This is a genomic window from Phenylobacterium sp. (genome assembly GCF_030693625.1).
Classification (GTDB): Bacteria; Pseudomonadota; Alphaproteobacteria; order Caulobacterales; family Caulobacteraceae; genus Phenylobacterium; species Phenylobacterium ferrooxidans.
The window spans coordinates 63,291-84,824 of record NZ_JAUYAF010000002.1 but is presented as its reverse complement, the minus strand read 5'-3'; the positions used below and the strand labels follow the sequence as shown (position 1 = coordinate 84,824).

At 70.5% G+C, this 21,534-nt stretch carries 19 protein-coding genes; 4 read left to right on the top strand and 15 right to left on the bottom strand.

The window, feature by feature from the left end:
- Window positions 1–135 precede the first annotated feature (135 nt).
- From pdeM to Q8N10_RS00430, 3 genes are read right to left on the bottom strand one after another with little or no spacing between them, the layout of a single operon-like run.
- Complete coding sequence (pdeM, locus tag Q8N10_RS00440) at window positions 136–867, bottom strand: ligase-associated DNA damage response endonuclease PdeM (protein ID WP_304700734.1); 732 nt, start codon at window positions 865–867, stop codon at window positions 136–138.
- Window positions 864–3,338 (bottom strand): ligase-associated DNA damage response DEXH box helicase, encoded by a 2,475-nt coding sequence (locus Q8N10_RS00435; protein WP_304776897.1) that lies wholly within the window; start codon window positions 3,336–3,338, stop codon window positions 864–866. The genes pdeM and Q8N10_RS00435 overlap by 4 nt, the downstream gene beginning before the upstream one ends.
- A gap of 52 nt (window positions 3,339–3,390) precedes the next feature.
- A complete protein-coding gene (locus Q8N10_RS00430) occupies window positions 3,391–4,146 on the bottom strand; it encodes a DUF3313 family protein (protein ID WP_304776896.1) in 756 nt (251 codons plus the stop codon).
- 312 nt (window positions 4,147–4,458) lie between these two features.
- Between Q8N10_RS00430 and Q8N10_RS00425 the strand changes: the two genes are divergently transcribed.
- A complete protein-coding gene (locus Q8N10_RS00425; RefSeq protein WP_304776894.1) occupies window positions 4,459–7,251 on the top strand; it encodes an ATP-dependent DNA helicase in 2,793 nt (930 codons plus the stop codon).
- Between the two features lie 48 nt (window positions 7,252–7,299).
- Here the strand turns inward: Q8N10_RS00425 and Q8N10_RS00420 are convergent, their stop codons facing one another.
- Window positions 7,300–8,250, bottom strand: coding sequence for a Coq4 family protein (locus tag Q8N10_RS00420; protein WP_304776892.1), 951 nt, complete (start codon window positions 8,248–8,250; stop codon window positions 7,300–7,302).
- 124 nt (window positions 8,251–8,374) lie between these two features.
- On the opposite strand from Q8N10_RS00420, the gene Q8N10_RS00415 reads away from it, so the two are divergent.
- Window positions 8,375–9,973 carry a pectate lyase gene (locus tag Q8N10_RS00415; protein ID WP_304776891.1) on the top strand — a complete coding sequence of 533 codons (1,599 nt, stop codon included), beginning with the start codon at window positions 8,375–8,377 and terminating at the stop codon, window positions 9,971–9,973.
- 43 nt (window positions 9,974–10,016) lie between these two features.
- On the opposite strand, the gene Q8N10_RS00410 is transcribed toward Q8N10_RS00415, so the two are convergent.
- The 6 genes from Q8N10_RS00410 to Q8N10_RS00385 all read right to left on the bottom strand — a co-directional run bounded on the left by Q8N10_RS00410 (window position 10,017) and on the right by Q8N10_RS00385 (window position 15,889).
- Window positions 10,017–10,346, bottom strand: a complete 330-nt coding sequence (locus Q8N10_RS00410; RefSeq protein ID WP_304776890.1) for an SMR family transporter — start codon at window positions 10,344–10,346, stop codon at window positions 10,017–10,019.
- A gap of 86 nt (window positions 10,347–10,432) precedes the next feature.
- The gene (locus tag Q8N10_RS00405) at window positions 10,433–11,833 is read right to left on the bottom strand and encodes a serine hydrolase (protein ID WP_304776888.1); all 1,401 of its coding nucleotides are present in this window, start codon (window positions 11,831–11,833) and stop codon (window positions 10,433–10,435) included.
- Between the two features lie 38 nt (window positions 11,834–11,871).
- The gene (locus Q8N10_RS00400; protein WP_304776886.1) at window positions 11,872–12,975 is read right to left on the bottom strand and encodes a helix-turn-helix domain-containing protein; all 1,104 of its coding nucleotides are present in this window, start codon (window positions 12,973–12,975) and stop codon (window positions 11,872–11,874) included.
- Between the two features lie 21 nt (window positions 12,976–12,996).
- Window positions 12,997–13,929: a prephenate/arogenate dehydrogenase family protein gene (locus Q8N10_RS00395; protein WP_304776884.1), complete on the bottom strand. Its 933-nt coding sequence runs from the start codon at window positions 13,927–13,929 to the stop codon at window positions 12,997–12,999.
- Window positions 13,929–15,050: a histidinol-phosphate transaminase gene (hisC, locus tag Q8N10_RS00390; RefSeq protein WP_304776883.1), complete on the bottom strand. Its 1,122-nt coding sequence runs from the start codon at window positions 15,048–15,050 to the stop codon at window positions 13,929–13,931. Before hisC ends, Q8N10_RS00395 begins: the two co-directional genes overlap by 1 nt.
- A 32-nt stretch (window positions 15,051–15,082) precedes the next feature.
- A complete protein-coding gene (locus Q8N10_RS00385; RefSeq protein ID WP_304776882.1) occupies window positions 15,083–15,889 on the bottom strand; it encodes a chorismate mutase in 807 nt (268 codons plus the stop codon).
- 129 nt (window positions 15,890–16,018) lie between these two features.
- On the opposite strand from Q8N10_RS00385, the gene Q8N10_RS00380 reads away from it, so the two are divergent.
- Window positions 16,019–16,669, top strand: coding sequence for an HAD hydrolase-like protein (locus Q8N10_RS00380; protein WP_304776880.1), 651 nt, complete (start codon window positions 16,019–16,021; stop codon window positions 16,667–16,669).
- A 63-nt stretch (window positions 16,670–16,732) separates the two neighbouring features.
- Here Q8N10_RS00380 and Q8N10_RS00375 read toward each other — a convergent pair whose 3' ends face one another.
- The gene (locus Q8N10_RS00375) at window positions 16,733–17,761 is read right to left on the bottom strand and encodes a DUF2125 domain-containing protein (protein ID WP_305663838.1); all 1,029 of its coding nucleotides are present in this window, start codon (window positions 17,759–17,761) and stop codon (window positions 16,733–16,735) included.
- Between the two features lie 34 nt (window positions 17,762–17,795).
- Here Q8N10_RS00375 and Q8N10_RS00370 point away from each other — a divergent pair, with 34 nt between their 5' ends.
- Entirely contained in the window at window positions 17,796–18,335 is a 540-nt protein-coding gene (locus Q8N10_RS00370; RefSeq protein WP_304776876.1) for a gamma-glutamylcyclotransferase, read from the top strand.
- Here Q8N10_RS00370 and Q8N10_RS00365 read toward each other — a convergent pair.
- From Q8N10_RS00365 to ftsE, 4 genes are read right to left on the bottom strand one after another with little or no spacing between them, the layout of a single operon-like run.
- A complete protein-coding gene (locus Q8N10_RS00365; protein WP_304776874.1) occupies window positions 18,283–19,035 on the bottom strand; it encodes a 1-acyl-sn-glycerol-3-phosphate acyltransferase in 753 nt (250 codons plus the stop codon). The genes Q8N10_RS00370 and Q8N10_RS00365 overlap by 53 nt on opposite strands.
- A gap of 2 nt (window positions 19,036–19,037) precedes the next feature.
- Complete coding sequence (locus Q8N10_RS00360) at window positions 19,038–19,655, bottom strand: YdcF family protein (RefSeq protein ID WP_304776873.1); 618 nt, start codon at window positions 19,653–19,655, stop codon at window positions 19,038–19,040.
- Window positions 19,652–20,542, bottom strand: a complete 891-nt coding sequence (locus Q8N10_RS00355) for an ABC transporter permease (RefSeq protein WP_304776872.1) — start codon at window positions 20,540–20,542, stop codon at window positions 19,652–19,654. The genes Q8N10_RS00360 and Q8N10_RS00355 overlap by 4 nt, the downstream gene beginning before the upstream one ends.
- Window positions 20,539–21,264, bottom strand: coding sequence for a cell division ATP-binding protein FtsE (gene ftsE / locus Q8N10_RS00350; RefSeq protein ID WP_304776871.1), 726 nt, complete (start codon window positions 21,262–21,264; stop codon window positions 20,539–20,541). The genes Q8N10_RS00355 and ftsE overlap by 4 nt, the downstream gene beginning before the upstream one ends.
- Between the last annotated feature and the right edge of the window lie 270 nt (window positions 21,265–21,534).

Sequence of the window (21,534 nt, the reverse complement as noted above, 5' to 3'; positions counted from 1 at the left end):
GCCGATCACACGCTCACGAAGATCAACTGACAGCGCCTTGCTCATAGGTGCCAGCCTCCGTCACCAGCACAGAGCTTGAATCAGAATCCGCGGGCCCTGGGAATCCCCAACGATTCAATCAGGTCGCAGAATGCTCTAGTCGCCGACCACCGAGCGCCAGCCCACCGCGTGCACACGGCCGGTCCCCAGGGCGCCGCAAAGCGGGTCACGGGCGAACAGCCCCGAGAACGCCGGGTCTCGAATGCTCAGCCCCCCGGCATAGGCCCCGAAGGCGGGCGCCACGAGGCGCTCGCCGTCGGTCACGAAGCAGCGCCGCCGTACCGTGCCCCGCGAGGCCGTCACCTTGGCGCAGGGATGCAGATGCCCCGCCACCTCGCCCGGCTGCGGGCCCGCCTGGGGCTCGTGCCGAAGCTTCAGGCCCGCCACGGTCAGTTCGTCGGCCACTTCGCCGGGCAGGGCCTGGGGCCCGTCAGCGTCGTGGTTGCCGATCACCCAGATCAGGCGGGTGAGGCCGGCCAGGGTCCGAAGCTGCTCGGCGTCGTCGGCCGCCAGCCGTTCCTCCGAGGCGCGGTCATGGAAGGTGTCCCCCAGCAGCACCACGGCGGCCGGACGGGTCGCGACGATCTCGGCGGTCAGGCGCCTCAGGGTGTCGCGGGTGTCGTAGGGCGGCAGCATCTGGCCGCGCGCGGCATAGGCGCTGCCCTTCTCCAGGTGCAGGTCGGCCACCACCAGCATCTGGTCGGCTTCGATCCACAGCGCCCCGCTGGCGCGGAAGGTCACCGCCGCGCCCGACAGCGTCGTGCGTAGGCCCCCGCAGGGGCTGGGCGCCCAGGCATAGACGTGGCGGGGTTGGGCGAGCGCGCTCATGCGATGGCCTCGGCGATCAGGTCGCTCTCGGCCTCGGCCAGGATCATCTCGCCGGCGGCGCCCGGGGTCCGCTCCTTGCCGATCTCCAGCAGGATGGGGACCGAGAAGGGCGACAGGTGGTCCAGCGCCGCATGGCGGATCTTGCCCTGGATGCGCGCCAGCAACTGCCCCAGCCGCGCCACGTCGATCAGGCCGGTGGCCGCGTCCTCGCGGGCGCAGCGCAGCAACAGGTGGTCGGGCTGGTGGCGCCGCAGCACATCGTAGATGAGGTCGGTGGAGAAGGTCACTTGCCGTCCGGACTTCTGCTGCTCGCCTGGGAATCGCCGCTCGATAAGGCCTGAGATGATCGCACAGCCCTTGAAGGCGCGCTTCATCATGAAGCTCTCCGACAACCAGGATTCCAGGTCGTCCCCCAGCATGTCCTGGGCGAACAGTTCGTCGAAATCGAGTCTGTCCAGCGGGTTCAGCGCCCAGACCGCCACCGCATAGTCGTTGCAGACAAACCCCAGGGGCGCGGCGCCCATCCGCTCCAGCCGCCGAGTCAGCAGCATGGCGAGGGTCGTGTGGGCCAGGCGGCCTTCAAAGGGGTAGCAGACGATGAAGTTGCGCTTCCCACGCGGGAAGGTCTCCAGCAGCAGCTCCTCCTCCTTCACGATCAGCGAACGGTCCTTCTGGATCTCCAGCCATTCGCGCACGTCGTTGGGCAGCACCTTCCAGTGGGTCTCATCGAACATCAGCTCGCGCACCCGCTTGGCCAGGAAGGTCGACAGGGCGAACTTCGAACCGCCCCAGGAGGGCATCTTCGGGTCCTTGCCCATGGCCGGCCGCACCAGGACATCGAGCCCCGTCACCGCCGCCAGGGACCAGACCTGGCCTGCGAAGATGAAGGTGTCGCCGGGCTCCAGCATCTCCACATAGCCCTCCTCCACCTCGCCGATCTTGCGCCCGCCGGTCAGGCGCTTGCCCATGGCGATGCGCACCGCCAGCACTGCGGGCGAGAGGATGGCGCCGACATTCATCCGGTGGCGCTGGGCGGTCGCCTGGTCGCGCACCCGCCACCGGCCGTCCTGGCCCTTCACGATCCGGCGAAAGCGGTCGTAGGTCTTCAGGGCGTAGCCGCCGGTGGAGACGAAATCGACCACGGCCTCGAAATCCTCCCAGGCCAGGTCGCGATAGGGGCCGGCGGTGACCAGTTCGTCATAGAGCTGCAGCAGGTCGAAGGGTTCGGAACAGGCGCAGCCCATGACGTGCTGGGCCAGGACGTCCAGCGCTCCGGTGCGGGCCGGGTCGCCGTCGAACCTGTTCTCGGCGATGGCCTCGCGGGCCGCCTGGCATTCCAGCATCTCGAAACGGTTGGCCGGCACGAACAGCGCCCGGCTCGGCTCGTCCAGCCGGTGGTTGGCCCGTCCGATCCGCTGCACCATGCGGCTCGCGCCCTTGGGCGAAGCGAGCTGGATGACCAGGTCCACGTCGCCCCAGTCGATGCCGAGGTCCAGGGTCGAGGTGCAGACGACGGCGCGCAGTTCGCCCCGCGCCATGGCCGCCTCCACCTTGCGCCTCTGCTCAGCGGCCAGGCTGCCGTGGTGCAGGGCGATGGGCAGATCATCGTCGTTCAGTTTCCAGAGCTCCTGAAAGGCGAACTCCGCCTGGAAGCGCGTGTTGACGAAGACCAGCGCCGTGCGGGCCTGCTTGATGGCCTCATAGACCTCGGGCATGGCGTGCTGGGCGGTGTGGCCCGCCCACGGAACCCGGCCCTGTGCCAACAGCATGTCGACGATTGGCGCCGCCCCGCCGGGCCCCCGCACCAGGTCGACCTGGTTCGCCGCTTCCGGCGGAGCGCAGCCCAGCCAGCGGCGGATCACGTCGGGATCGTCCACGGTCGCCGAAAGGCCCACCCGCCGCATCCTCGGCGCGAAGGTCTGCAGCCGCGCCAGATCCAGCGCCAGCAGGTCGCCGCGCTTGGAGGCGTGGATGGCATGGATCTCGTCGACGATGACGCAGGCCAGGTCCTCGAAATAGAGCCGGGCCCCCTCCCAGGCGCAGAACAGGGCCAGCTGTTCCGGCGTGGTCAGCAGGATATCCGGCGGCTTGATCCGCTGGCGCTGGCGGCGCGCTTGGCCCGTGTCGCCGGTGCGGCTCTCGGCGACGATAGGCAGGCCCATCTGGAGGATCGGCGCCATCAGGTTACGCTCGACGTCGACCGCCAGCGCCTTGAGCGGCGAGATGTAGAGGGTGTGGATCCCGCGCGGCGTATTGGCCGGCGGCCGCTCGGCCAGCTCGATCAGGCTGGGCAGGAAGCCCGCCAGAGTCTTGCCGCCCCCGGTGGGCGCGATCAGCAGCGCGTCGCGCCCGGCGCGGCCCTTGGCGACCATCTCCAGCTGGTGTTCGCGCGCGCTCCAGCCGCGGTCTGCAAACCAGGCCGCGAACCTCGGGGGCAGGAGGGGAGGGGCGGCGCCCGCGTCTTCGGCCATCCCTGGCCCTATAGCATGTTCCCGTTCCGTTTCACGCGCAAAGGCGCCGCACTCAGGGCTGGGGGCTGTCGGCCTTGGCTCCGCTCATCTGCGGCACATAGAGGCCGGTGGCGAACTTGGCCGCCATGCCCTCCACCCGCACCCGCGAGCCGTACTGGGCGCAGGGGTCGGGCTTGGCGATCTTGATGGGCTTGCGGTCGGTGGCGGTCATGGCCTTGGCCGCGTCGTCGGCGAAGGGCTCGGCGAACTGCATGGCGTCGCCGATGCGGCTCAGGGACGGGTTGTCGGTCCCCACCGCCATGCCCTGGCGCGTCCAGGTGATCGCCGCCAGCTGCTTGCCGTCGGCGGCCACCATCTCGGCCTCGACACCGAGGCCGCCAAGCGTGCCCGGCGCGCGCAGGCCGATGGGGCCGGGAATGAAGAAGCCCGCCGCCGCCGAGGCCGCTGAACTGACCCGACCCGTCGCCCGCACATGGCTGAGGATGGCGCGAACCTTGGCGTCGGCCACGCCGTCCGGAGCGGCGATCTCGTAGCGTTCCGACATCTCGAAACAGAGCTGGGCGTCGATCTCCCGCAACAGGGTGGTCCGCTCTAGCGGCGACATCCAGGCCGCGGTGTCCTCGGCCACCAGGGTCGGCGTCAGCGCCACGCTGCGCACCGCCGCCAGGGCCGCCTCGTCTTTCCGGTCCGAGACAATGGCCCGCACCGCGCCCGGCTTCACCGCCAGGCCGTCATAGGTCGACAGCATCCCTGTGGGCTGGGTGGGGGTGCTGCAGGCGGCGAGAAGCCCAAGGAGGGGGAGGATCAAGATGTGTTTCATTGGGGGATACGAGGCGCACAAACGGGCGGACGCGCAATGCCGATCATTACCGAGTCCCAATGCCTCAACACCGCGCCCGTTCCCCCCGGCCGCGACCACGGGAGAATCCAAGGCCGAGTTGGCCAGTTAGAGAACTAGCACCTTCTGGCGCGTCATGTTCCCCTCGTCCCAATACTGATGAGGGGGTGCGGAGGTGATCATGATCCCGCCGGCGGACCATGGAAGCGTCGATTTTCAGGCTAAGGCCGCGGGGTGTTCGTTCCCGTTCCGTTTCGCCGGAAAATCCGCTAGTCAGAACGCGTGAACGCCCTTGCCCCGAGTCTCGATCTGGCCCCCGCCCTCGTCGTCCTGCCCGGCCCCCGCGCCGCGGCGGCAGATGCGTCGCGGGCGCAGCTGATCCGGGCGCCCGAGGCCCGCGATCTCTTCGAGCACGGCCCGGTCCTGGTGGCCCATGCGGGCATGACCGCCAAGCGGCTGGGGGTGCATTCGCCCGCCCGGTCACAGGGCCTGTTCGACGCCCTGGAGCTGTTCGCCTTCGTGCGGCCGGCCCGCTTCTGCGCCCCTTCGGCGGCGGGCCTGGCCCTGGCGCTCGGCCTGCCCGAGCCCAAGGGCGCGGCCGAACAGGCCAAGGTGCTGCGCGAGGCCTGCCACGTCCTGTTGGCCGAACTGGCCCTGACGCCTGAGCCGTCGCGCGAAGAGGCCCTGGCCATCGGCGAGACCCTGGCCCGCGCCGGCTGGGCCTGGGGCGGCGCGGTGATCGGCGCCCTGCGATCGGCCCCCGTGGGCAACGCCTTCCGGGGCTCGGGCATGGACGTGTGGACCCGCGTGTCGGAGTGGGAGGAACAGGCGCCGCCCGGCGAGGCCGGCTCCCGTCCCATCGCGCCCGAGGCCGCCGCCCAGCGCCTCACTGACCTGCTGCGCCAGGCTGGCCTGGACGAGGCCCGGCCCACCCAGGCCGAGTTCGCCGCCGAGGCCGCCTTCGCCTTCTCCCCGCGCGAGAAGGAGGGCGAGCCGCGCATGATGCTGGCCGAGGCCGGCACCGGCGTCGGCAAGACCCTGGGCTACCTGGCGCCCGCCTCCCTGTGGGCCGAGGCCAACGGCCCCGCCGTCTGGATCTCCACCTATACCCGCGCCCTGCAGCGTCAGATCGAGCGCGAGAGCCACGCCATCTATCCCGACCCCAAGGTCCGCGCGAAAAAGGCCGTGGTCCGCAAGGGGCGAGAAAACTATCTCTGCCTGCTGAACTTTCAGGACCAGGCCAACACCGCCCAACTCGGTGGGGCCGACCTGATCGGCCTGGCCCTGACGGCGCGCTGGGTGCGCGCCACCCGCGACGGCGACATGACCGGCGGCGACTTCCCCGCCTGGCTGCCCACCCTGTTCGCCATCCCGCCGGTGGGCCAGGCCAGCGCCGCCAACCTGGTGGACCGGCGCGGTGAATGCATCCACGCCGGCTGCGCCCACTACCGCAGCTGTTTCGTGGAAAAGGCGGTGCGGGGCTCGCGCCGCGCCGACATCGTCATCGCCAACCACGCCCTGGTCCTGACCCAGGCCGCCTTCGACGGCGCCCGGGCCGCGCGGGGCTCCAAGGCTGATGGCGAGACCACCCAGCTCAAGCGCATCGTCTTCGACGAGGGCCACCACCTGTTCGACGCCGCCGACGCGGCCTTCGCCGCCGCCCTGTCGGGGGCGGAGTCCGCCGAGCTGCGCCGCTGGATCCGGGGGCCGGAGGGCCGGGGCCGCCGGGGTCGGGGCCTTGAGGCCCGCCTCATGGAGGTGCTGGGGGATCGCGACGACGCCAAGCGCGCCCTGGTGGACGCCACCCGCGCCGCCGCCGCCCTGCCGGGCGAGGGCTGGTCGGGCCGCGTGGCCTCGCCCAATGGCGAGGTCAATCCAATGGGGCCCATCGAGCACTTCGTGGTGGCCATCATCGAGCAGCTCCGGGCGCGGGCCGCGCCGTCGGAGGTGGGCATGGAGTGCGCCGCCCGGCCGGCGCTGGACCTGGTGCGCGAGACCGCGCGCGCCGCCGCCTCGGCCCTGGCCGCCATCGAGGCGCCCCTGCTGGCGCTCGCCCGACACCTTGAGGACGTGCTGGACGACGAGGCCGCCACCCTGCCGCCCGGCGACCGGGCGCGTATTGAAGGGGCTCTGCGCGGCCTGGATCGGCGCGCCCGCATGACCCTGCCGGCCTGGCGCTCCATGCTGCGCGCCATCGACGAGGACGCCGAGGACGACCCCGACTTCGTCGACTGGTTCGACGCCACCTTCCTCTATGGCCGCGTGGTGGACGCCGCCTGCCGCCGCCACTGGGTTGATCCCACCGAGCCCCTGACCAAAGCCGTCATCGCCCCGGCCCACGGGGTGCTGGTCACCAGCGCGACCCTGGCCGATAGCACCCTGGCCGATCCTTTCGCGCTCGCCGAAATGCGCACCGGCGCCGCGCGCCTGCCCGACCGGCCCAAGACCCTGCGCCTGGCCTCACCCTTCGACTACGAGACCAACGCCCGGGCCTTCGTGGTCACAGACGTCGGCCGCGACGACCCGCGCCAGGTGGCCGCCGCCATGCGTGAGCTGTTCCTGGCCGCGGGCGGCGGTGGCGTCGGTCTGTTCACCGCCATCCGCCGCCTGCGCGCCGTCCACGAGCGGATCGCCGCCCCGCTTTCCGACAAGGGCCTGGCCCTCTACGCCCAGCACGTCGATCCCCTGGAGGTCGGCGCCCTGGTGGACATCTTCCGGGCCGAGCAGGACAGCTGCCTGCTGGGCACCGACGCGGTCCGGGACGGGGTCGATGTGCCGGGCCGCTCCCTGCGGCTGCTGGTCTTCGACCGCGTGCCCTGGCCCCGGCCCGACATCCTGCACAAGGCCCGCCGGGTCCGCTTCGGCGGCAAGTCCTATGACGACAGCGTCGCCCGCAACCGCATCAGCCAGGCCTTCGGCCGCCTCATCCGCCGCGCCGATGACAAGGGGGTCTTCGTCATGCTCGACGCTGCGGCCCCCACCCGCCTGTTCTCCGGCCTGCCGGAGGGGGTGAAGATCGAACGTCTCGGCCTGGTGGAGGCCATCGAGGCGACGGCGGAGTTCCTGGGGACTTGAACCTTCCTCCCCTGTGAAGCGGAGCGGAACGGGGGAGGAAAAGGGACGTCACGCCGCCCGCATCTGCTCGAACAGATCCGCCGGATAGGGCGAGACATAGAGGCTGACACCGGTGGCGGCGCGGATTGCGTCGGCGGGCTGGTCCCAGAGGCGCTCCCAGTCCAGGCCGATCAGAGGCGGGCTCCGCCGGCCGTGGGTCCAGGCGCTCAGGATGGTGTCCAGGAACAGGGGTAGGGCCTCGGCCTGGCCCAGAGCGATCTTGCTGGTGACCATTCCCAGGAACATCGAGGAGTAGTGGTGGCCGAACTGGGCCATCTGGAAGCCCGAGATCGCCACCTCGTGCAGGGCGGTGGTCCGGTAGCCGGCCAGGAGGTGCCAGAGATCGTGGCACTGCAGGATGCGGGCGTTGAGGTAGTCCAGCGGCGCGGGCATGTCGGCCAGGCCCAGCGCTTCTCGGTCCAGAACCTCCAGGTCGAAGCCGTTGTCGACGATCAGGTCATGGAACTCCGCCCCCAGCGATCCCGCCGGGCACCGGGCCAGGGCCTCCAGGGTGAAGGGCTTGGGATAGCCGGTGGCGGCGGCGGCGGAGACACCGGGATAGAGCCCGGCGCACCTGGCCACGCGGCCTTGCAGGTCAGGCAGGGTTCCGGCCAGGGCGGCGGTGCGGACCGTGACCTCTCCGGCGTCGAGGTTGGCGACCGGGTCGTCCACGAGGCTCCAGAAGCTGTCCCAGAAGGCGGCAGGGATGGGCTCGGGGGCGCCGTGGGCCTCGATCATCGGCCCGCGCGGAGCGACCCCCAGCCAGCCCTCGGTGGCCCCATCATAGATCAGGACCAGCTTCTCCGGCGCCGCGGTCGCGGCATGGACCAGCAGCGCCGCCAGATCGGACTGGGCCGCGCCGCCCGCCCGGAGGGATGCGGCCAACCGTTTGGCGTCGTCGCCATCTCCACCTTCAATCACGCGGGCCTCGAAGCGGGCGCGCGCCGCCGGGTCGATCATGCTGGCTTCCCTGGGACCATTTTCTCCAGGCAACCTATCATTCCCATGCGGAAATCAAGCTGCGCGGATGGTTGCGTCGTCTGACACCGGTGTCATGATGACCGCAACGCCAGGGAGGCTGCAGATGCTTACGACCCGACGGGTCATTCTCGCCGGCGTGGCCGGCGCCCTGGCGCTTCCGGCCGCCGCCGCACCTGCTCCGAGCCGCGCCCAGGTCCTGGCCGCCATGACTCGCGCCACCGCCTTCATGACCGACAAGGCCGCGGTGCATGGGGGCTATGTCTGGTCCTACCTGCCCGACTTCTCGCGCCGCTGGGGGGAGCTGGAGGCCAGCGCCACCCAGGTCTGGGTGCAGCCGCCGGGAACCGGCACGGTGGGCCACCTGTTCCTCGACGCCTATCACGCCACCGGCGACGAGGCCTACTACGCCGCCGCCACCCAGGCCGCCGAGTGCCTGATGGCGGGCCAGCTGCCCACCGGCGGCTGGAACTACCTGATCGACTTCGGCGGCGAGGCGGCCAAGGCGAAATGGTACGCCACCATCGGGGCCAACGCCTGGCGGATGGAGGAATTCCAGCACGACTGGGGCAACGCCACCTTTGACGACGCGGGCTCCTCGGAGGCCATGCAGTTCCTGCTGCGCATCTATCTCGAGAAGCGCGATCCCCGGTTCAAAGCGGCCCTGGACCGGGCGCTGGATTTCGTCCTGAACAGCCAATATCCCAACGGCGGCTGGCCGCAGCGCTGGCCCGCGGGGCGGCCGTTCACCAAGCATGGGGCCGACTACACCGGCCACATCACCTTCAATGACGATGTGGCCGGGGAGAACATCAAGTTCCTGGTCATGGTGGCCCAGACCCTGGGCGATCCCCGCGTGGGCCCCGCCATCCGCCGCGCCATGGACGTCTTCCTCATCACCCAGCAGCCGGCCCCCCAGGCCGGCTGGGGCTTGCAGCACCGGGTCGACGACCTGAAGCCCGCCGCCGCGCGCAGCTATGAGCCCCTGGCCCTGACCACCCACACCACGGCGGTCAACACCGCCCAGCTGATGACCTTCTACGAACTCACCGGCGATCCCAAGTATCTGGCCCGCGTCCCCGAGGCCCTCACCTGGCTCGCCAAGGTCGCCCTGCCCAGGCCCCGGCCGGACGGCCGCACCCATCCGACCTTCCTGGAGATCGGGACCGACCGGCCGCTCTATGTCCACCGGCGCGGGTCCAATGTGGTCAACGGCGCCTACTATGCGGACGGCGATCCGGACAAGAGCCTGGCCCACTACAGCGCCTTCCGGCTCGTGAAGCTGGATGAGCTCCGCGCCCGCTATGCGGCGCTGAAGGCGACCCCGCCGGACAGGGTGGCGGCGAACTCTCCCCTGACCCACAAGGGGGCCCTGCCGCGCTTCTTCGCCAGCCAGGATTTCGCCACCTCCGACCTCAATGGCGGGGGGACGATGGCGTCGCTCAAGGCCAGCCCCGAGACCGTCGCCAGGCTGGTGGCCGACCTGAACACCGAGGGCTATTGGCCCACGCCCCTGCTCGCTGCCAGCCATCCCTACAAGGGCCCGGGTCCCAAGACGCCAACCCCAGGCGACTATTCCCAGACCCATGTGGGCGACGACTTCGACACCTCGCCCTATCCGACGGCCACGCCGGTGATGGGTGTCTCCACCTCAGCCTTCATCAAGAACATGGGGGTTCTCATCAGCGCGGTAGACGGCGGCTAGCGTCTTTCCTCCCGTTTAGCGAAGCGTAAGGGGGAGGAAAGGGCTACACCACCGCCTTCGAATAGAGGTTGATCACCAGCACCCCGGCCAGGATCATCCCCATGCCCACCACCGCGGGCAGGTCGAGCTTCTGCTTGAAGACCACCCAGGCCAGCAGGGTGATCAGCACGATCCCGATCCCCGACCAGATAGCGTAGCCGACCCCCACCGGCACCGTCTTCATGGAGTGGGACAGGGCGTAGAAGGCCACCCCGTAGCCCCCGGCCGAAATGATCGACGGAAGGGTCTTGGAGAACCCGTCCGACGCCTTCAGCGCCGTGGTGGCGATCACCTCGCAGACGATGGCGATGCCGAGCCAGGCGTAGCCGTTCATGGGTCGTCCTTTTGTCGAATCGGGTGTCGCGGCCCACCCTACCCGGAACGCGCGCCTTCGGGTCAGGCGCGCGCCGCCAGCGCCTCCTAGTTCGGCGCAGACGTGGCGGCGATGACCTCGCCCACCAGCCGGGCCACGGTCTCCATGTCGCTGGTCGGGGTGGGGGTGGTCCCTAGCCGCACCACCACCAGCCGGGCCGAGGGGACCACGATCACGTACTGGCCGTGGTGGCCGCGGGCCATGAAGGCGTCGGCCGGCATGCCCCAGGCGATACGCCGCCGCACCCCCTCTCCCGACCCCCGATTGGTCCAAAAGCCGGCGCCATAGCCCACGGCCTCGCTGCCGACGGTCGGGCGGGCGGAATAGTCCGCCCAACCCTTGGGCAGGATCTGCTCTCCCCTGACCTTGCCGTCATCGAGATAGAGCTGCCCCAGCCGCGCCCAGTCCCGGGCGCTGGCCCACATGTGCGTGGAGCCCAGCGGCGTGCCGGTGGCGTCCAGCTCCAGGGTGGCGTGCTCCAGGCCCAGCCTGTCGAACAGGTCGCGGTGAGCGAAGGCCAGCAGAGCGTCCTGGTCGCCGCCGGCCTGGTCGCCGCCGGCCTGGTCGCGGAGGATGCGCGAGAGGATCAGCGTGCTGGCGTCGGCATAGGTCCAGTCGGTTCCGGGCACCGCCTTCAAGGGCGCGGCGACGGCGGCTCGCGCCTTGTCCCGCTCGGCGAACAAGATCCGGGCCGAGGGGTCGAAGGCGCTCCAGGGGCTGGCGGTGAGGGACTGGCCCAGGGCCAGGCCGCTGTTCATCCGCAACAGGTTGTCGATGGAGATTGCGTGGCGAGGGTCGCTCGGGGCGGCCCAGGCGGCCACGGGGGCGGGCCCCTGCACCGAGACCTTGCCCTGGGCCACCAGCACCCCCAGCAGGGCGTTGGTCACCGACTTGGTCATGGACCAGCCCGTGATCGGCGTATCGACCCCATAGCCGGCCGCGTAGCGTTCGCCGACGATCCTGCCCCGGTGCAGGATCACGACGGCCTTGGTCTGTCGCAGGGCCGGCCGGGCCGGCTCGGCGAAGGCGCGGTCCAGGGCGGCCTCGATGGCGGGTGACGTCGCGGCGGTCTCCAGGGGGGGGGGGACCGGAGCGGTGATGGCGGGTCTTGTCGGCGGAGGCGGCGGGGCTGCGCCGCGCAGCACCAGGCAGCCCGCGGCGCCGCGATGGACGGCGCGGCTGGGCGCGAAGCCCGCCAGGCTCGCGGTCACGGCGCGGTTGGCCCGGTCGACGTCGTGGCGGACCAGGAAATGCGCCGGGCCCAGGTCCGGATCGATCGCCTCGCGGCGGATGACCTGCGGGTCGAGGCCCGAGACGAAGGTGGCCGAGCAGAGCTGGTGGCTGGTTAGGCCGGTGGCGACGTGGGCCGCGCCGCTCAGGGCGCCGCAGCCGGCGAGGGGGGCCGCCGCCGCGATCAGCAGCAGGGGGCGCAGGTGTTGGATGTTCATTGAGGAGCTCCGAAGGGTTCGACCCCTCGTCTGCCGCCTCAGGAGGTGGCGTTCGCGCCGGTTTTGAAGTCTGGCTGGCCGATTCCGGAATCGGCGGTGGCGCGCCGGAAGTCGCTAGGGGTGACACCGGTGTCGGCCCGGAAGGCCCGGTTGAAGGGTCCCAGGGAGTTGAACCCCGTGTCCAGGGCGATGGTCAGGATGGGCGTCGCGTCCTGTGCGCGGTCGGCCAGGGCGGCCTTGGCCTCGGCGATCCGGTAGCCGTTCAGGTAGCTGTTGAAGTTGCGGTGGCCCAGTCCCTGATTGATCAGCCGCCGCAGCCGGTACTCGGGCGCCCCCAGCATCTCGGCCAGCCGGCCGATGGTCAGGCCTTCGCGCCGATAGGCCCGGTCGAAGCTCATGGCGTGGTCCAGGGCCGCGGCCAGGCTCTGGTCGGCCGGTTCCACGGAATGGGCGAGGCCGGACGCCGGACTGGCGGCCGGGGTCAGCCAACCGCTCGCCGTCACCTGCAGCAGCGCCGCGGCCACCGCCAGGGCGATGAGCGCCAGGGCCAGGGCCTGGATCAGGCTGCCGACATCGGGGCTCGCCGGACGAGGACCCAGGACATCGGACAGGGCGTTCAGGGCGATGAACCCCGCGGCGGCGCCGATCACGAACGGCCGCACGCGGCGGCGCGGCTCCACCAGGTCGGCCGGCCACGAGGCCAGGGTCTGACCCGCCGCCAGCAGGCCCAGGCCCAGGGACTCCAGGACGAGGAACCCGCGCACCGCCCATGCCACCGGTGTCATCTCCGGACCCAGGGCCAGGGCCTCGAACAGGCCGACGGCGACGATCAGCACCCAGGTCGCCCCATGCCAGGACCGCAGCCGGAAGCCGTCATCGAACAGCGCCCGCGCGAACAGCCAGAAGGCCAGGTTGCCGCCGGCCGTCAGGGCCTCGATGGGAAAGGCGACGATCCCGAGCCGGCCTTCAAGGGCGCTGGCCGAGGACACCGCGAAGGCCGCGGCGCTCAGGGCGAACAGGGCGCCCAGGCGCGCGGCCTGCGCCCGCCGGTGGTCGCGGAGCAGCAGGACCGCCACCAGCACCAGCAGCAGGCAGGCGCCGCCCCGCAGCATGAGATCGACGCTGGTCAGAAGGTCCGGCATGCGCGCCCCCCGGCCGCCTGATCAGTGCTTGCCGCGGTCGCGGCCGAAGTTGGGTTCGGCGCTTTCCTGGCCGGCCGCGATGATGCCGCGGCGGATCTCTCGGGTGCGGGTGAAGAGCTCGAACAGCTTGTCGCTCTCCCCCCAGCGTATCTGCCGGGACAGAGCTTGCAGGTCCTCAGTAAAGCGGCCAAGGATTTCCAGCACCGCCTCCTTGTTGGCCACGAAAACATCGCGCCACATGGTGGGATCGGACGCCGCGATACGCGTGAAGTCGCGGAAGCCCCCCGCCGAATACTTCATCACCTCAGCCTGGGTGACCTCCTCCATGTCGGCGGCGGTGCCGACGATGTTGTAGGCGATCAGGTGGGGCAGGTGGCTGGTGACGGCCAGCACCAGGTCGTGGTGCCTATCGTCCATCAATTCAACATTCGCCCCCAGCGCCCGCCAGAACTCCGAAAGCTGGCTGACCGCCTCCAGGTAGGCGTCGTCCTGCCGCGGCTGCGGTGTCAGGATCACCCAGCGGCTCTGGAACAGCTCGGCGAAGCCGGCGTCGGGACCCGAGTGCTCGGTGCCGGCGATCGGGTGGCCCGGCACGATGAAGACGTTGTCGGGCAGGGCCGCGGTCAGGGCGGCGGCCACCGAGCCCTTCACCGAGCCGACGTCGGTGACGATGGCGCCGGGCTTCATGGCCGGCGCGGCGGCCTTGGCGGCGTCACCCATGGCCAGCACGGGAACCGCGAAGACCACCAGGTCGGCGTCCTTCACCGCCTGCGCGATGTCGCCGGTGACCTTGTCGGCATAGCCCAGCTCGACGATGCGGGCGCGGTGCGCCTCGCTGAGGTCGGCGACGATGACCTCGCCCACGGCGCCCGCCTCGCGGGCCGCCAGGATGACCGAGGAGCCGATCAGGCCGCAGCCGATCACCGCCATGCGGGGGAAGAGGATCTCGCCCATCAGGATTTCACGAAGGCGGTGAGCGCGTCGACCACGGCGCGGTTGTGGTCTTCGAGGCCGATGGTGATCCGCAGGTGGTCCGGCAGGCCGTAGCCGCCCACCCCGCGAACAATGATCCCCTTCGACGCCAGGAACGCCTCGGCCTCCTTGGCGGTCTTGCCCGGCGTCTTGGGGAAGCCCACCAGTACGAAGTTGGCCGCCGAGGGCACGGGTTCGAGGCCCAGGCCGCCCAGCTGCTGGATGAGATAGGGTCGCCACTGCTCCACCAGGGCCAGGGAGCGGGCCTGGAAGTCGTCGTCCCCCAGCGCCGCGACGGCCGCCACCTGGGCCGGGATGTTGACGTTGAACGGCAGGCGGATGCGGTCGAGCGCGTCGGCCATCTCCACCGGCATATAGGCCCAGCCCACCCGCAGGGCGGCCAGGCCGTGCAGCTTGGAGAAGGTGCGGGTCACCACCACGTTCTCGAACTCGCGCACCATGGACATGCCGTCCTCGAAGGCCGGGTCCGCGACGAACTCCGCATAGGCGCCGTCCAGCACCAGCACGACGCTGGGGGCCAGGCCGGCGTGAAGGCGGCGGATCTCTTCGCCGGTGATCCAGGTGCCGGTGGGGTTGCCGGGGTTGGCGACGAACACCAGGCGGGTGCGGTCGTCCACCTCGGCCAGCAGGTTGTCGACGTCGACGCGGTGGTTGACCTCCTTGGCCAGCTTCACGGTCGCGCCGCAGGCCCGCGCGCCGATGGCGTAGGCGCCGAAGCCGAACTCGCCCTGGACGATGTTGTCGCCGGGTTCGAGGAAGGTCTGGTTCAGCAGCTGGAAAATCTCGTCCGAGCCGCAGCCGAAGATCAGACGCTCAGGCTCCAGGCCGTACTTCTGCGCGATGGCGGTTCGCAGGATCGTGGTGCGGCCGTCGGGGTACATGTGCAGCAGGTCGATGGCGCCGGCGAAGGCGGCCTTGGCGTCCGGGCTGCAGCCGAGGATGTTCTCGTTGGCCGAGAGCTTCAGCGGATGTTCGATGCCCTCGACCTTGGCCTTGCCGGGAACATAGCAGGCGATGTCGAGGATGCCGGGCTTCGGCGTGGGCCGCTGGGCCTTGGCGCGGTCGAGGACGGTGTCGGACATGGGACGCTTCAAGCGGGGATGAGGCCCGCCTCTTACACGTCCAGCGGGGCGGGCGCAGCCCCGATCACCCCGGAAAGGCGCCCCGGCGCGCGGGCCAGGCGTTCGTCGCCGGCCTGGTAGAAGCCGATCAGGGCGAAGAGCTTCAGCCCGCCGACCTCGGCGATCAGGTCGCCCACCACCCCGTCCCGGCCCAGGGTCTCCTCAATGGCGGCGGCGGACCCGGGGGCGTCGGTGACCCAGAAGGTGCGGTCATCACCAGTGGGCTCGACCTCGACCTCGGCGACGGCGAGCGCCGTCATCGGACCCCAGGCGGCGAGGCAGGGGAGGGCGGCGAACACCTGCAGCTTGGGATCGGCCAGCAGGCGGCCCCACCAGGGGGTGTCCGACGCCAGCGCCAGGACCCCGACCCCGCCCAGGGTCTTGGCCGCGGCCAGGGCCTCTTCGGGCTTGGCCAGGGTGCGCAGCGGCGGGGCGGCGCCAAAGCGGTGACGCGCCAGCTCGACGGACCGGGCCGGCTCCTTGCCGCCCCAGACATTGATGTGGAAGGGTCCCTGGCGCGAGAGGCTGTCGCCGATCAGCTCGCGCCAGATGCGGACGACGAGGCTTGGCCTCGCCGCCGTGCGCTCCTTGGCCAGCAGGCGTCGCAGGAGGGCCGTCTCGCGGCCAGGCCGCAGGGCGAACTTGTCGCCGTCGCCGGCCGCCTGCTTGGCGGCGGCCACGTGCTTGGCCAGACCGGCGCGCTCATCGACCAGGGCCAGCAGGTTGGCGTCGATCTCGTCCAGGCGCGCGCGCACGGCGTCCAGCGACGGTGCGGCAAGCTTGGGATCGGCGTCGGCCATTTTGTCCCCCGAAAACGAAGGTTCGGCGCTTAAGTCATCGCGTGGCCCCGCGCAATAGGGCGGTCTGCCGCAATAAAGTTGCACAGGAAACCGGTTGCCGGGCAAAGGCCCGGTGGTCTAGCTGTCGACATGGCCCCCACCCTTCTGCTCGACCTCGACGGAACCCTGACCGATCCAGCCCCCGGCATCCTCGCCGGAGTGCGCGTAGCGCTGACCGCGATGGGCCGCGAGATTCCGCCAGATGACGACCTGCTCTCGATGATCGGCCCGCCGATCCGCGTCTCGTTCCGGCGCCTGCTGGGCGACGATGGGGACATGGAGGAGGGCGTGCGCCTCTACCGCGCCTATGTCGCGCAGCGCGGCCTCAAGGAGGCGGCGGTTTATCCGGGGATCCTGGAGGCGTTGGCCGAACTGCGCGAGGCCTATGCGGGACGGGTGTTCATCTGCACCGCCAAATCCCAGCCCTTCGCGCAAGCCGTGGCCGATCACTTCGGGTTCAGCCACTATCTGGCAGGCGTCTACGGCGCCCATCCCGACGGACAGTTCGAGGACAAGGCCGACCTCATCGCCCATATGATCACCACCCTGGGCATTGACCCGGCCAAGGCGATCATGGTCGGCGACCGCAGCTATGACATCATCGCCGCCCGCCAGAACGGCATGGCGGCCCTGGGCGTGCTGTGGGGGTACGGGTCGGAGGCAGAGCTCGTGCAGGCGGGCGCCCACGCCCTCTGCGCCGCCCCGGACGAACTGGCCGGCGCCCTGCGGGCGGTCAAATAGGCGAAGAAGGGCCCGACCCGCCGCCGGGAGAGGGCGGCGGAGTGGCGTTCGGCTGGCCCAGCATCAGTAGACGCGGGGTGAGGCGCCGATCGCCACGGGGCCCAGGGTCATGCGCCCGGCCTCGAAGGTGAGGGTCGCGCGGGCCACCGAGGCGCTGTCCTCACGGGCGGCGGCCACGGCGGCGGCGGCGAGCGCCGTTTCCGGCGGCAGGGTCCCCGTCGCGGCCATGGCGGCGAGCGCGCGGGGCGCCTGGCGCAGGGTGACGTCCATCGATCCCACCAGGCGGCCGTCATAGCCGACCCCAAGCTGACCGGCCTGGGCGCCGATCAGGGCGTCGCCGGCTGTGACGCCGGCCTGCCGCACCTGGATAAGGCCCCCGCCGCTGCTCCAGGCCCGCACGGCGTCGGGCCAGGTCTGGCCCTTGAAGCCGCTCATCCGGGTGAGGATGGAATCCCAGACGATGGACACCGGCTTGTCGCCGGCCAGCTGAGCGAACAGGCCGCTGAGCTGGGCCTTGCCGTTGTCGACCTTGAACAGGATGGCGCCCTGGTCGTCGGGGCCGGGGCGCAGGTGCATCTCCACCTTATCGGCGGCCGACAGCCCAAAGGGCTGGGCCCCGGCGCCGGGCGCGAAGGCCAGCTTGCGGCCTTCGAAGGAGAAGCTGGGGGGACGCTTGTCGAGACCGCTGAGGCTGGCGCGCAGCAGTTCGCCGCGCACCTCCACCGGCCCCCCGACGGGGCGGGTCAGGGTCAGGCCCTCGGGCGCCGCCGTGACCCAGTGACCCAGGGAGTAGAGGAAGGCCTCGGCCTCCAGCCTGGGCGTGGCGATCGACCACCCGCCGGGCTCGCGGATGCGGGCGTCGGTCAGCACCACGTCGAGACGGAAGGGGTAGCCGCCGAGCGAGCGGTCCTTCCAGGTGACTTCGTAACCGGCCTTGCGAAGTTCGCTGACGGCGGTGTCCATGCGGGTTGCGGCTTGGCCGCGCACCTGCAGCCACAGGGCTGTCCATCCCGCCGCGGCGAGCAGCAGGACGATGAACGGCGCATAGAGCCAGAACCTTCGCGGTTTGCGGGCGGGTTCCGGATCGGGCACAGGGGGAGCTTCGGGGGTCTTTGAACGGCGGGCCATGTCTGTTGAGCGTTGGGTTTTCGGTTACGGGTCGTTGATGTGGCGGCCTGGCTTCGCATACGTCGAACGCCAGAGCGCCACCCTACATGGCCGCCGCCGCGCCTTCTGCATCTATTCCGTCCACCACCGGGGCACCTATGAACGCCCGGGCCTGGTCTTGGGTCTCGCCCCCGGCGGTGCGGTGCGCGGTGCGGCCTACCGGGTGGCGGAAGGCGACTGGGACGAGGTCTACGCCTATCTGCGGGAGCGCGAGCAGCCCACGGAGACCTATGTGGAAAGCAGCGCCCATGTCCGCCTCGCCGACGGCCGCCGCGTTGAGACACTGGTCTTCCTGTCCGACACGCGGCACCCGCAGTGGGCAGGCGCGCTGAGCCTGGAGCGCCAGGCCGAGCTGATCGCGGGGGCCACCGGCCTGTCGGGCAAGAATGTCGACTACCTGCGCGACCTGGTGGAGCACCTTCGGGCCGAGGGCGTCCACGACGTGATCATGGCGCGATTGCTGGCGCTGGTTGAGGCCGATAGGCGGGATCTTCACTGAGCAGCTTGGCGGTTGCCGCCTCGATCCGCTCCTCCAGGGTGCGCATGAACTCGCCGCGTTTCAGGCCGGGCGGGATCGGCTCCAGATACTCGAAGACGATGGTCCCCGGCGTCAGGTTGAAACCCTTGCGCGACCAGTGGACCCCGGCGTTGGTGGCCATCGGATAGACCGGCAGTTCGAGCTCGCGATAGAGGGCCGCGATGCCGGGCTTGTAGTCGCCGGGCGCGCCGGGCTCGCCCCGGGTGCCCTCCGGGAAGATCACCAGCTGGCGCGGAATCTTGAAGCGGTCCTTGGCGTCCCGGACCAGCTTTCGCAGCGCCGTGGCATGCCCTGCGCGGTCGACGCTGATCATGGTGGCCTTCATGGCGAACCAGCCGAAGAAGGGGATCATCAGCAGCTCCTTCTTGGTGACGAAACAGGCGTCCGGCAACAGGGAGAACTGGGAGAAGACGTCGAACATCGACTGGTGCTTGGGGGCCACCAGGGCCGCCGTGGTGGGCATGAATTCGCGGCCCCGCACCTCGACCTCAATGCCGGCGATCACCTTCAGCAGCAGGCGGATGCCTCGGCTCCAGAGTCCGAAGGTCGCCGCCGTCCAGCTGCGCGGGGCGATGAGAAGCGGGGTGAGGATCACCAGGGAGACGAAGACCGACCAGGCGTAGAACACCACGGCGAAGGTCAGGGAGCGGAGCTTCTGCAAGATCAGGCCTTCTTGTCTTGGGCCGGCGCGTCGCTTGGCCCCAGCTTCCGGACGGCCTCGCGGCCGAGGATCGCCAGATACTTGGAATATTCAAGGATCATCAAGCGCGCCCCGCCGCTGGTGCGCCACCAGCGCTTGGCGTTCACCACCTTGGTGACCACCGGATAGGGCCGCAGGTCGATGTCGGGCATGGCGGCCCGAAGCTCCAGCATGGCGCGGGGCATGTGATAGTCGGCGGTGACCACGATCAGGCTCTTGTAGCGCAGGTTGTTGGCCCAGTCGGCCGTCTCCCGGGCGTTGCCCACCGTGTCGGCGGCCGTGAAATCCAGGTCGACGCAGCAGTCATAGAGCCGGCGAACCGCCTTGCTGACGGTGCGGATGTCCTCGCGGCTGGCCTCCGGATTGACCCCGGAGACCAGCATCCGCTGGGCCTTGCCGTCCTCGAGCAGACTGACGGCGGCGGCCAGCCGCTCGTTGGACCCCGCGCCGGTCAGGGCCACGATGCCATCGGCGCGCGGCGGCGCGGGCATGGGGGTGGAATTCTCGATCCGGGCGGTGAAGGAGAGCAGGCCCACCGTCCAGATGAAGGCGGCCAGCAGGATGGCGGCTAGGCTTCTCATGTCATCTTCGCGATCAGGGACTGGGCGGTGAGACGCGCGGCCACCGCCGCCACCAGACCCGCCGCCACGGGGCAGGGCAGGACGGCCAGCAGATCGGTCCAGACGATAGGCAGCACCGGGGTCAAGCCTTGGCCCCCTCCCATGAGGCGCAGTATCGCCCCCATGATCGCCGCGCCGCCGGCGCCAAACAAGCCCGCCAGGGCCGCCATGCGCGCAAACCGCATCTGGAACAGGCGCGCGATGAAGGTGTCCTCGGCCCCGGCCAGGTGCAGCACCTCCACCACCTCGTGCCGCGCGGTGAGGCCTGCGCGGGTGGCGAAGGCCACCACGGCGCCTGCGGCCGCCGCGATCAGGACGAACACCCCCACCCCGATCCAGCGGGCGATGCCGGCCGCGCGCTGAATGTCCTTCAGCCAGATGGAGTGATCGTCGACGACCGCGTCCAGGCCCTGGGCCTTCAGGGCCTTGTCCAGGCTCTGCGGGGTTGCCGGCGCCTTGGGGTCGAGGTCCACGGCGACGAGGCGCGGCACCGGCAGGTCGTCCAGGTCGGCGGTGTCGCCAAGCCAGGGGGCGATGAGGGCCTCTGCCTTCTCCTTCTCCAGGGCCCGGACCTCGCCGACCCCGGGCAGGCCCGACAGGGCCTCGGCGGCGCGGGCGGCGGCGCTGTCGGGGGTCTCGGAGCCCTTGGCGCGAACGATGACGGTGGCCTGGCCGGTGAGCTGGTCGCTCCAGCCCCGGGCGGCCCGGTCGGTGGCGAGCACGGTCAGCGCCGTCAGGCAGGCCAGGAAGCAGAGCGTCGCCACCACGAAGATCAGCGAGCCGTCGCGGGCGTCGGTCTCGGGAAGGAAGGGGGCGGGCTTCCAGCGACCAGGATCGAAGTCGCTCATGACGCGCCTCCGATGGGGCCCAGCTGAGTCAGGCGGCCGTCCTCCAGGTGCAGAACCGGCTTGCCCGACCGCGCCACCAGATCCTGGTCGTGGGTGGCGATCAGCACAGTGGTGCCCAGGCGGTTCAGCTCCACGAACAGGCGCAGGATGCGCAGGCCCATCTCATGATCGACATTCCCCGTCGGTTCATCGGCCAGCAGGATGTCGGGGCGATTGACCACCGCGCGCGCGATCGCCAGCCTCTGCTTCTCGCCTCCGGCCAGGGTCGCGGGCATGGCGTGCATGCGGCTGCGCAGACCCACCCAGGCCAGCAGTTCGGCGACGTCCTGCCGGTAGCTGTCGGGCTTGCGACCGGCGATGCGCAGGGGCAGGGCGACGTTGTCGAAGGCGCTCATGTGGTCGAGCAGGCGAAATTCCTGGAACACCACCCCGATCCGCCGCCGCAGCATCGGCTGCTGCTTGGGAGGGACCGTCGACACGTCCTGGCCAAACAGGTGCATCAGGCCCTTGGAGGGCTTGGCGGCCAGATAGATCAGCTTCAGCAGCGAACTCTTGCCCGCCCCGGAAGCCCCGGTGAGGAAATGGAAGGAGCCGGGTTCCAGGGAAAAAGTCAGGTCTTTCAACGTCTCCGGCCCGCGACCGTAGCGCATCGACACGTCGTCGAAGGCCAGGATGGCGTCATCGGCGTCGAGCGCCTGTTCGTCATGCGGCTGTCTGGACATCGGCCTTCCCGGCTACCCTAAGCCCGGTCGATGCGCCAGCAGAACCGGCGGCCACCCTCCGCATGCGCCGCCGTCCCTGGGTCAAGCTTGCGCAGCGCTCGCCTGATGGGCGAATCTCCCACCCGGACGATCGGCCGCTGCCAGGGATTTGGGTTTTGGCAAGGCCCGCGTGCTAGGAATCGCGATAACAGTTCGCGTCGGCATGGGGACCGGAGGACGAATCCTCCAGAACCGCCGACCGTCCCAGGGCGGCGACGCTCCAGAACAACA

Excerpts from the sequence above, each read along its gene's own strand:
- pdeM (WP_304700734.1), bottom strand. The coding sequence starts at position 867 with ATGAGCGCGCTCGCCCAACCCCGCCACGTCTATGCCTGGGCGCCCAGC.
- Q8N10_RS00435 (WP_304776897.1), bottom strand. The coding sequence starts at position 3,338 with ATGGCCGAAGACGCGGGCGCCGCCCCTCCCCTCCTGCCCCCGAGGTTC.
- Q8N10_RS00420 (WP_304776892.1), bottom strand. The coding sequence starts at position 8,250 with ATGATCGACCCGGCGGCGCGCGCCCGCTTCGAGGCCCGCGTGATTGAA.
- Q8N10_RS00415 (WP_304776891.1), top strand. The coding sequence starts at position 8,375 with ATGCTTACGACCCGACGGGTCATTCTCGCCGGCGTGGCCGGCGCCCTG.
- Q8N10_RS00410 (WP_304776890.1), bottom strand. The coding sequence starts at position 10,346 with ATGAACGGCTACGCCTGGCTCGGCATCGCCATCGTCTGCGAGGTGATC.
- Q8N10_RS00405 (WP_304776888.1), bottom strand. The coding sequence starts at position 11,833 with ATGAACATCCAACACCTGCGCCCCCTGCTGCTGATCGCGGCGGCGGCC.
- Q8N10_RS00400 (WP_304776886.1), bottom strand. The coding sequence starts at position 12,975 with ATGCCGGACCTTCTGACCAGCGTCGATCTCATGCTGCGGGGCGGCGCC.
- Q8N10_RS00395 (WP_304776884.1), bottom strand. The coding sequence starts at position 13,929 with ATGGGCGAGATCCTCTTCCCCCGCATGGCGGTGATCGGCTGCGGCCTG.
- hisC (WP_304776883.1), bottom strand. The coding sequence starts at position 15,050 with ATGTCCGACACCGTCCTCGACCGCGCCAAGGCCCAGCGGCCCACGCCG.
- Q8N10_RS00385 (WP_304776882.1), bottom strand. The coding sequence starts at position 15,889 with ATGGCCGACGCCGATCCCAAGCTTGCCGCACCGTCGCTGGACGCCGTG.
- Q8N10_RS00380 (WP_304776880.1), top strand. The coding sequence starts at position 16,019 with ATGGCCCCCACCCTTCTGCTCGACCTCGACGGAACCCTGACCGATCCA.
- Q8N10_RS00370 (WP_304776876.1), top strand. The coding sequence starts at position 17,796 with ATGTCTGTTGAGCGTTGGGTTTTCGGTTACGGGTCGTTGATGTGGCGG.
- Q8N10_RS00360 (WP_304776873.1), bottom strand. The coding sequence starts at position 19,655 with ATGAGAAGCCTAGCCGCCATCCTGCTGGCCGCCTTCATCTGGACGGTG.
- Q8N10_RS00355 (WP_304776872.1), bottom strand. The coding sequence starts at position 20,542 with ATGAGCGACTTCGATCCTGGTCGCTGGAAGCCCGCCCCCTTCCTTCCC.
- ftsE (WP_304776871.1), bottom strand. The coding sequence starts at position 21,264 with ATGTCCAGACAGCCGCATGACGAACAGGCGCTCGACGCCGATGACGCC.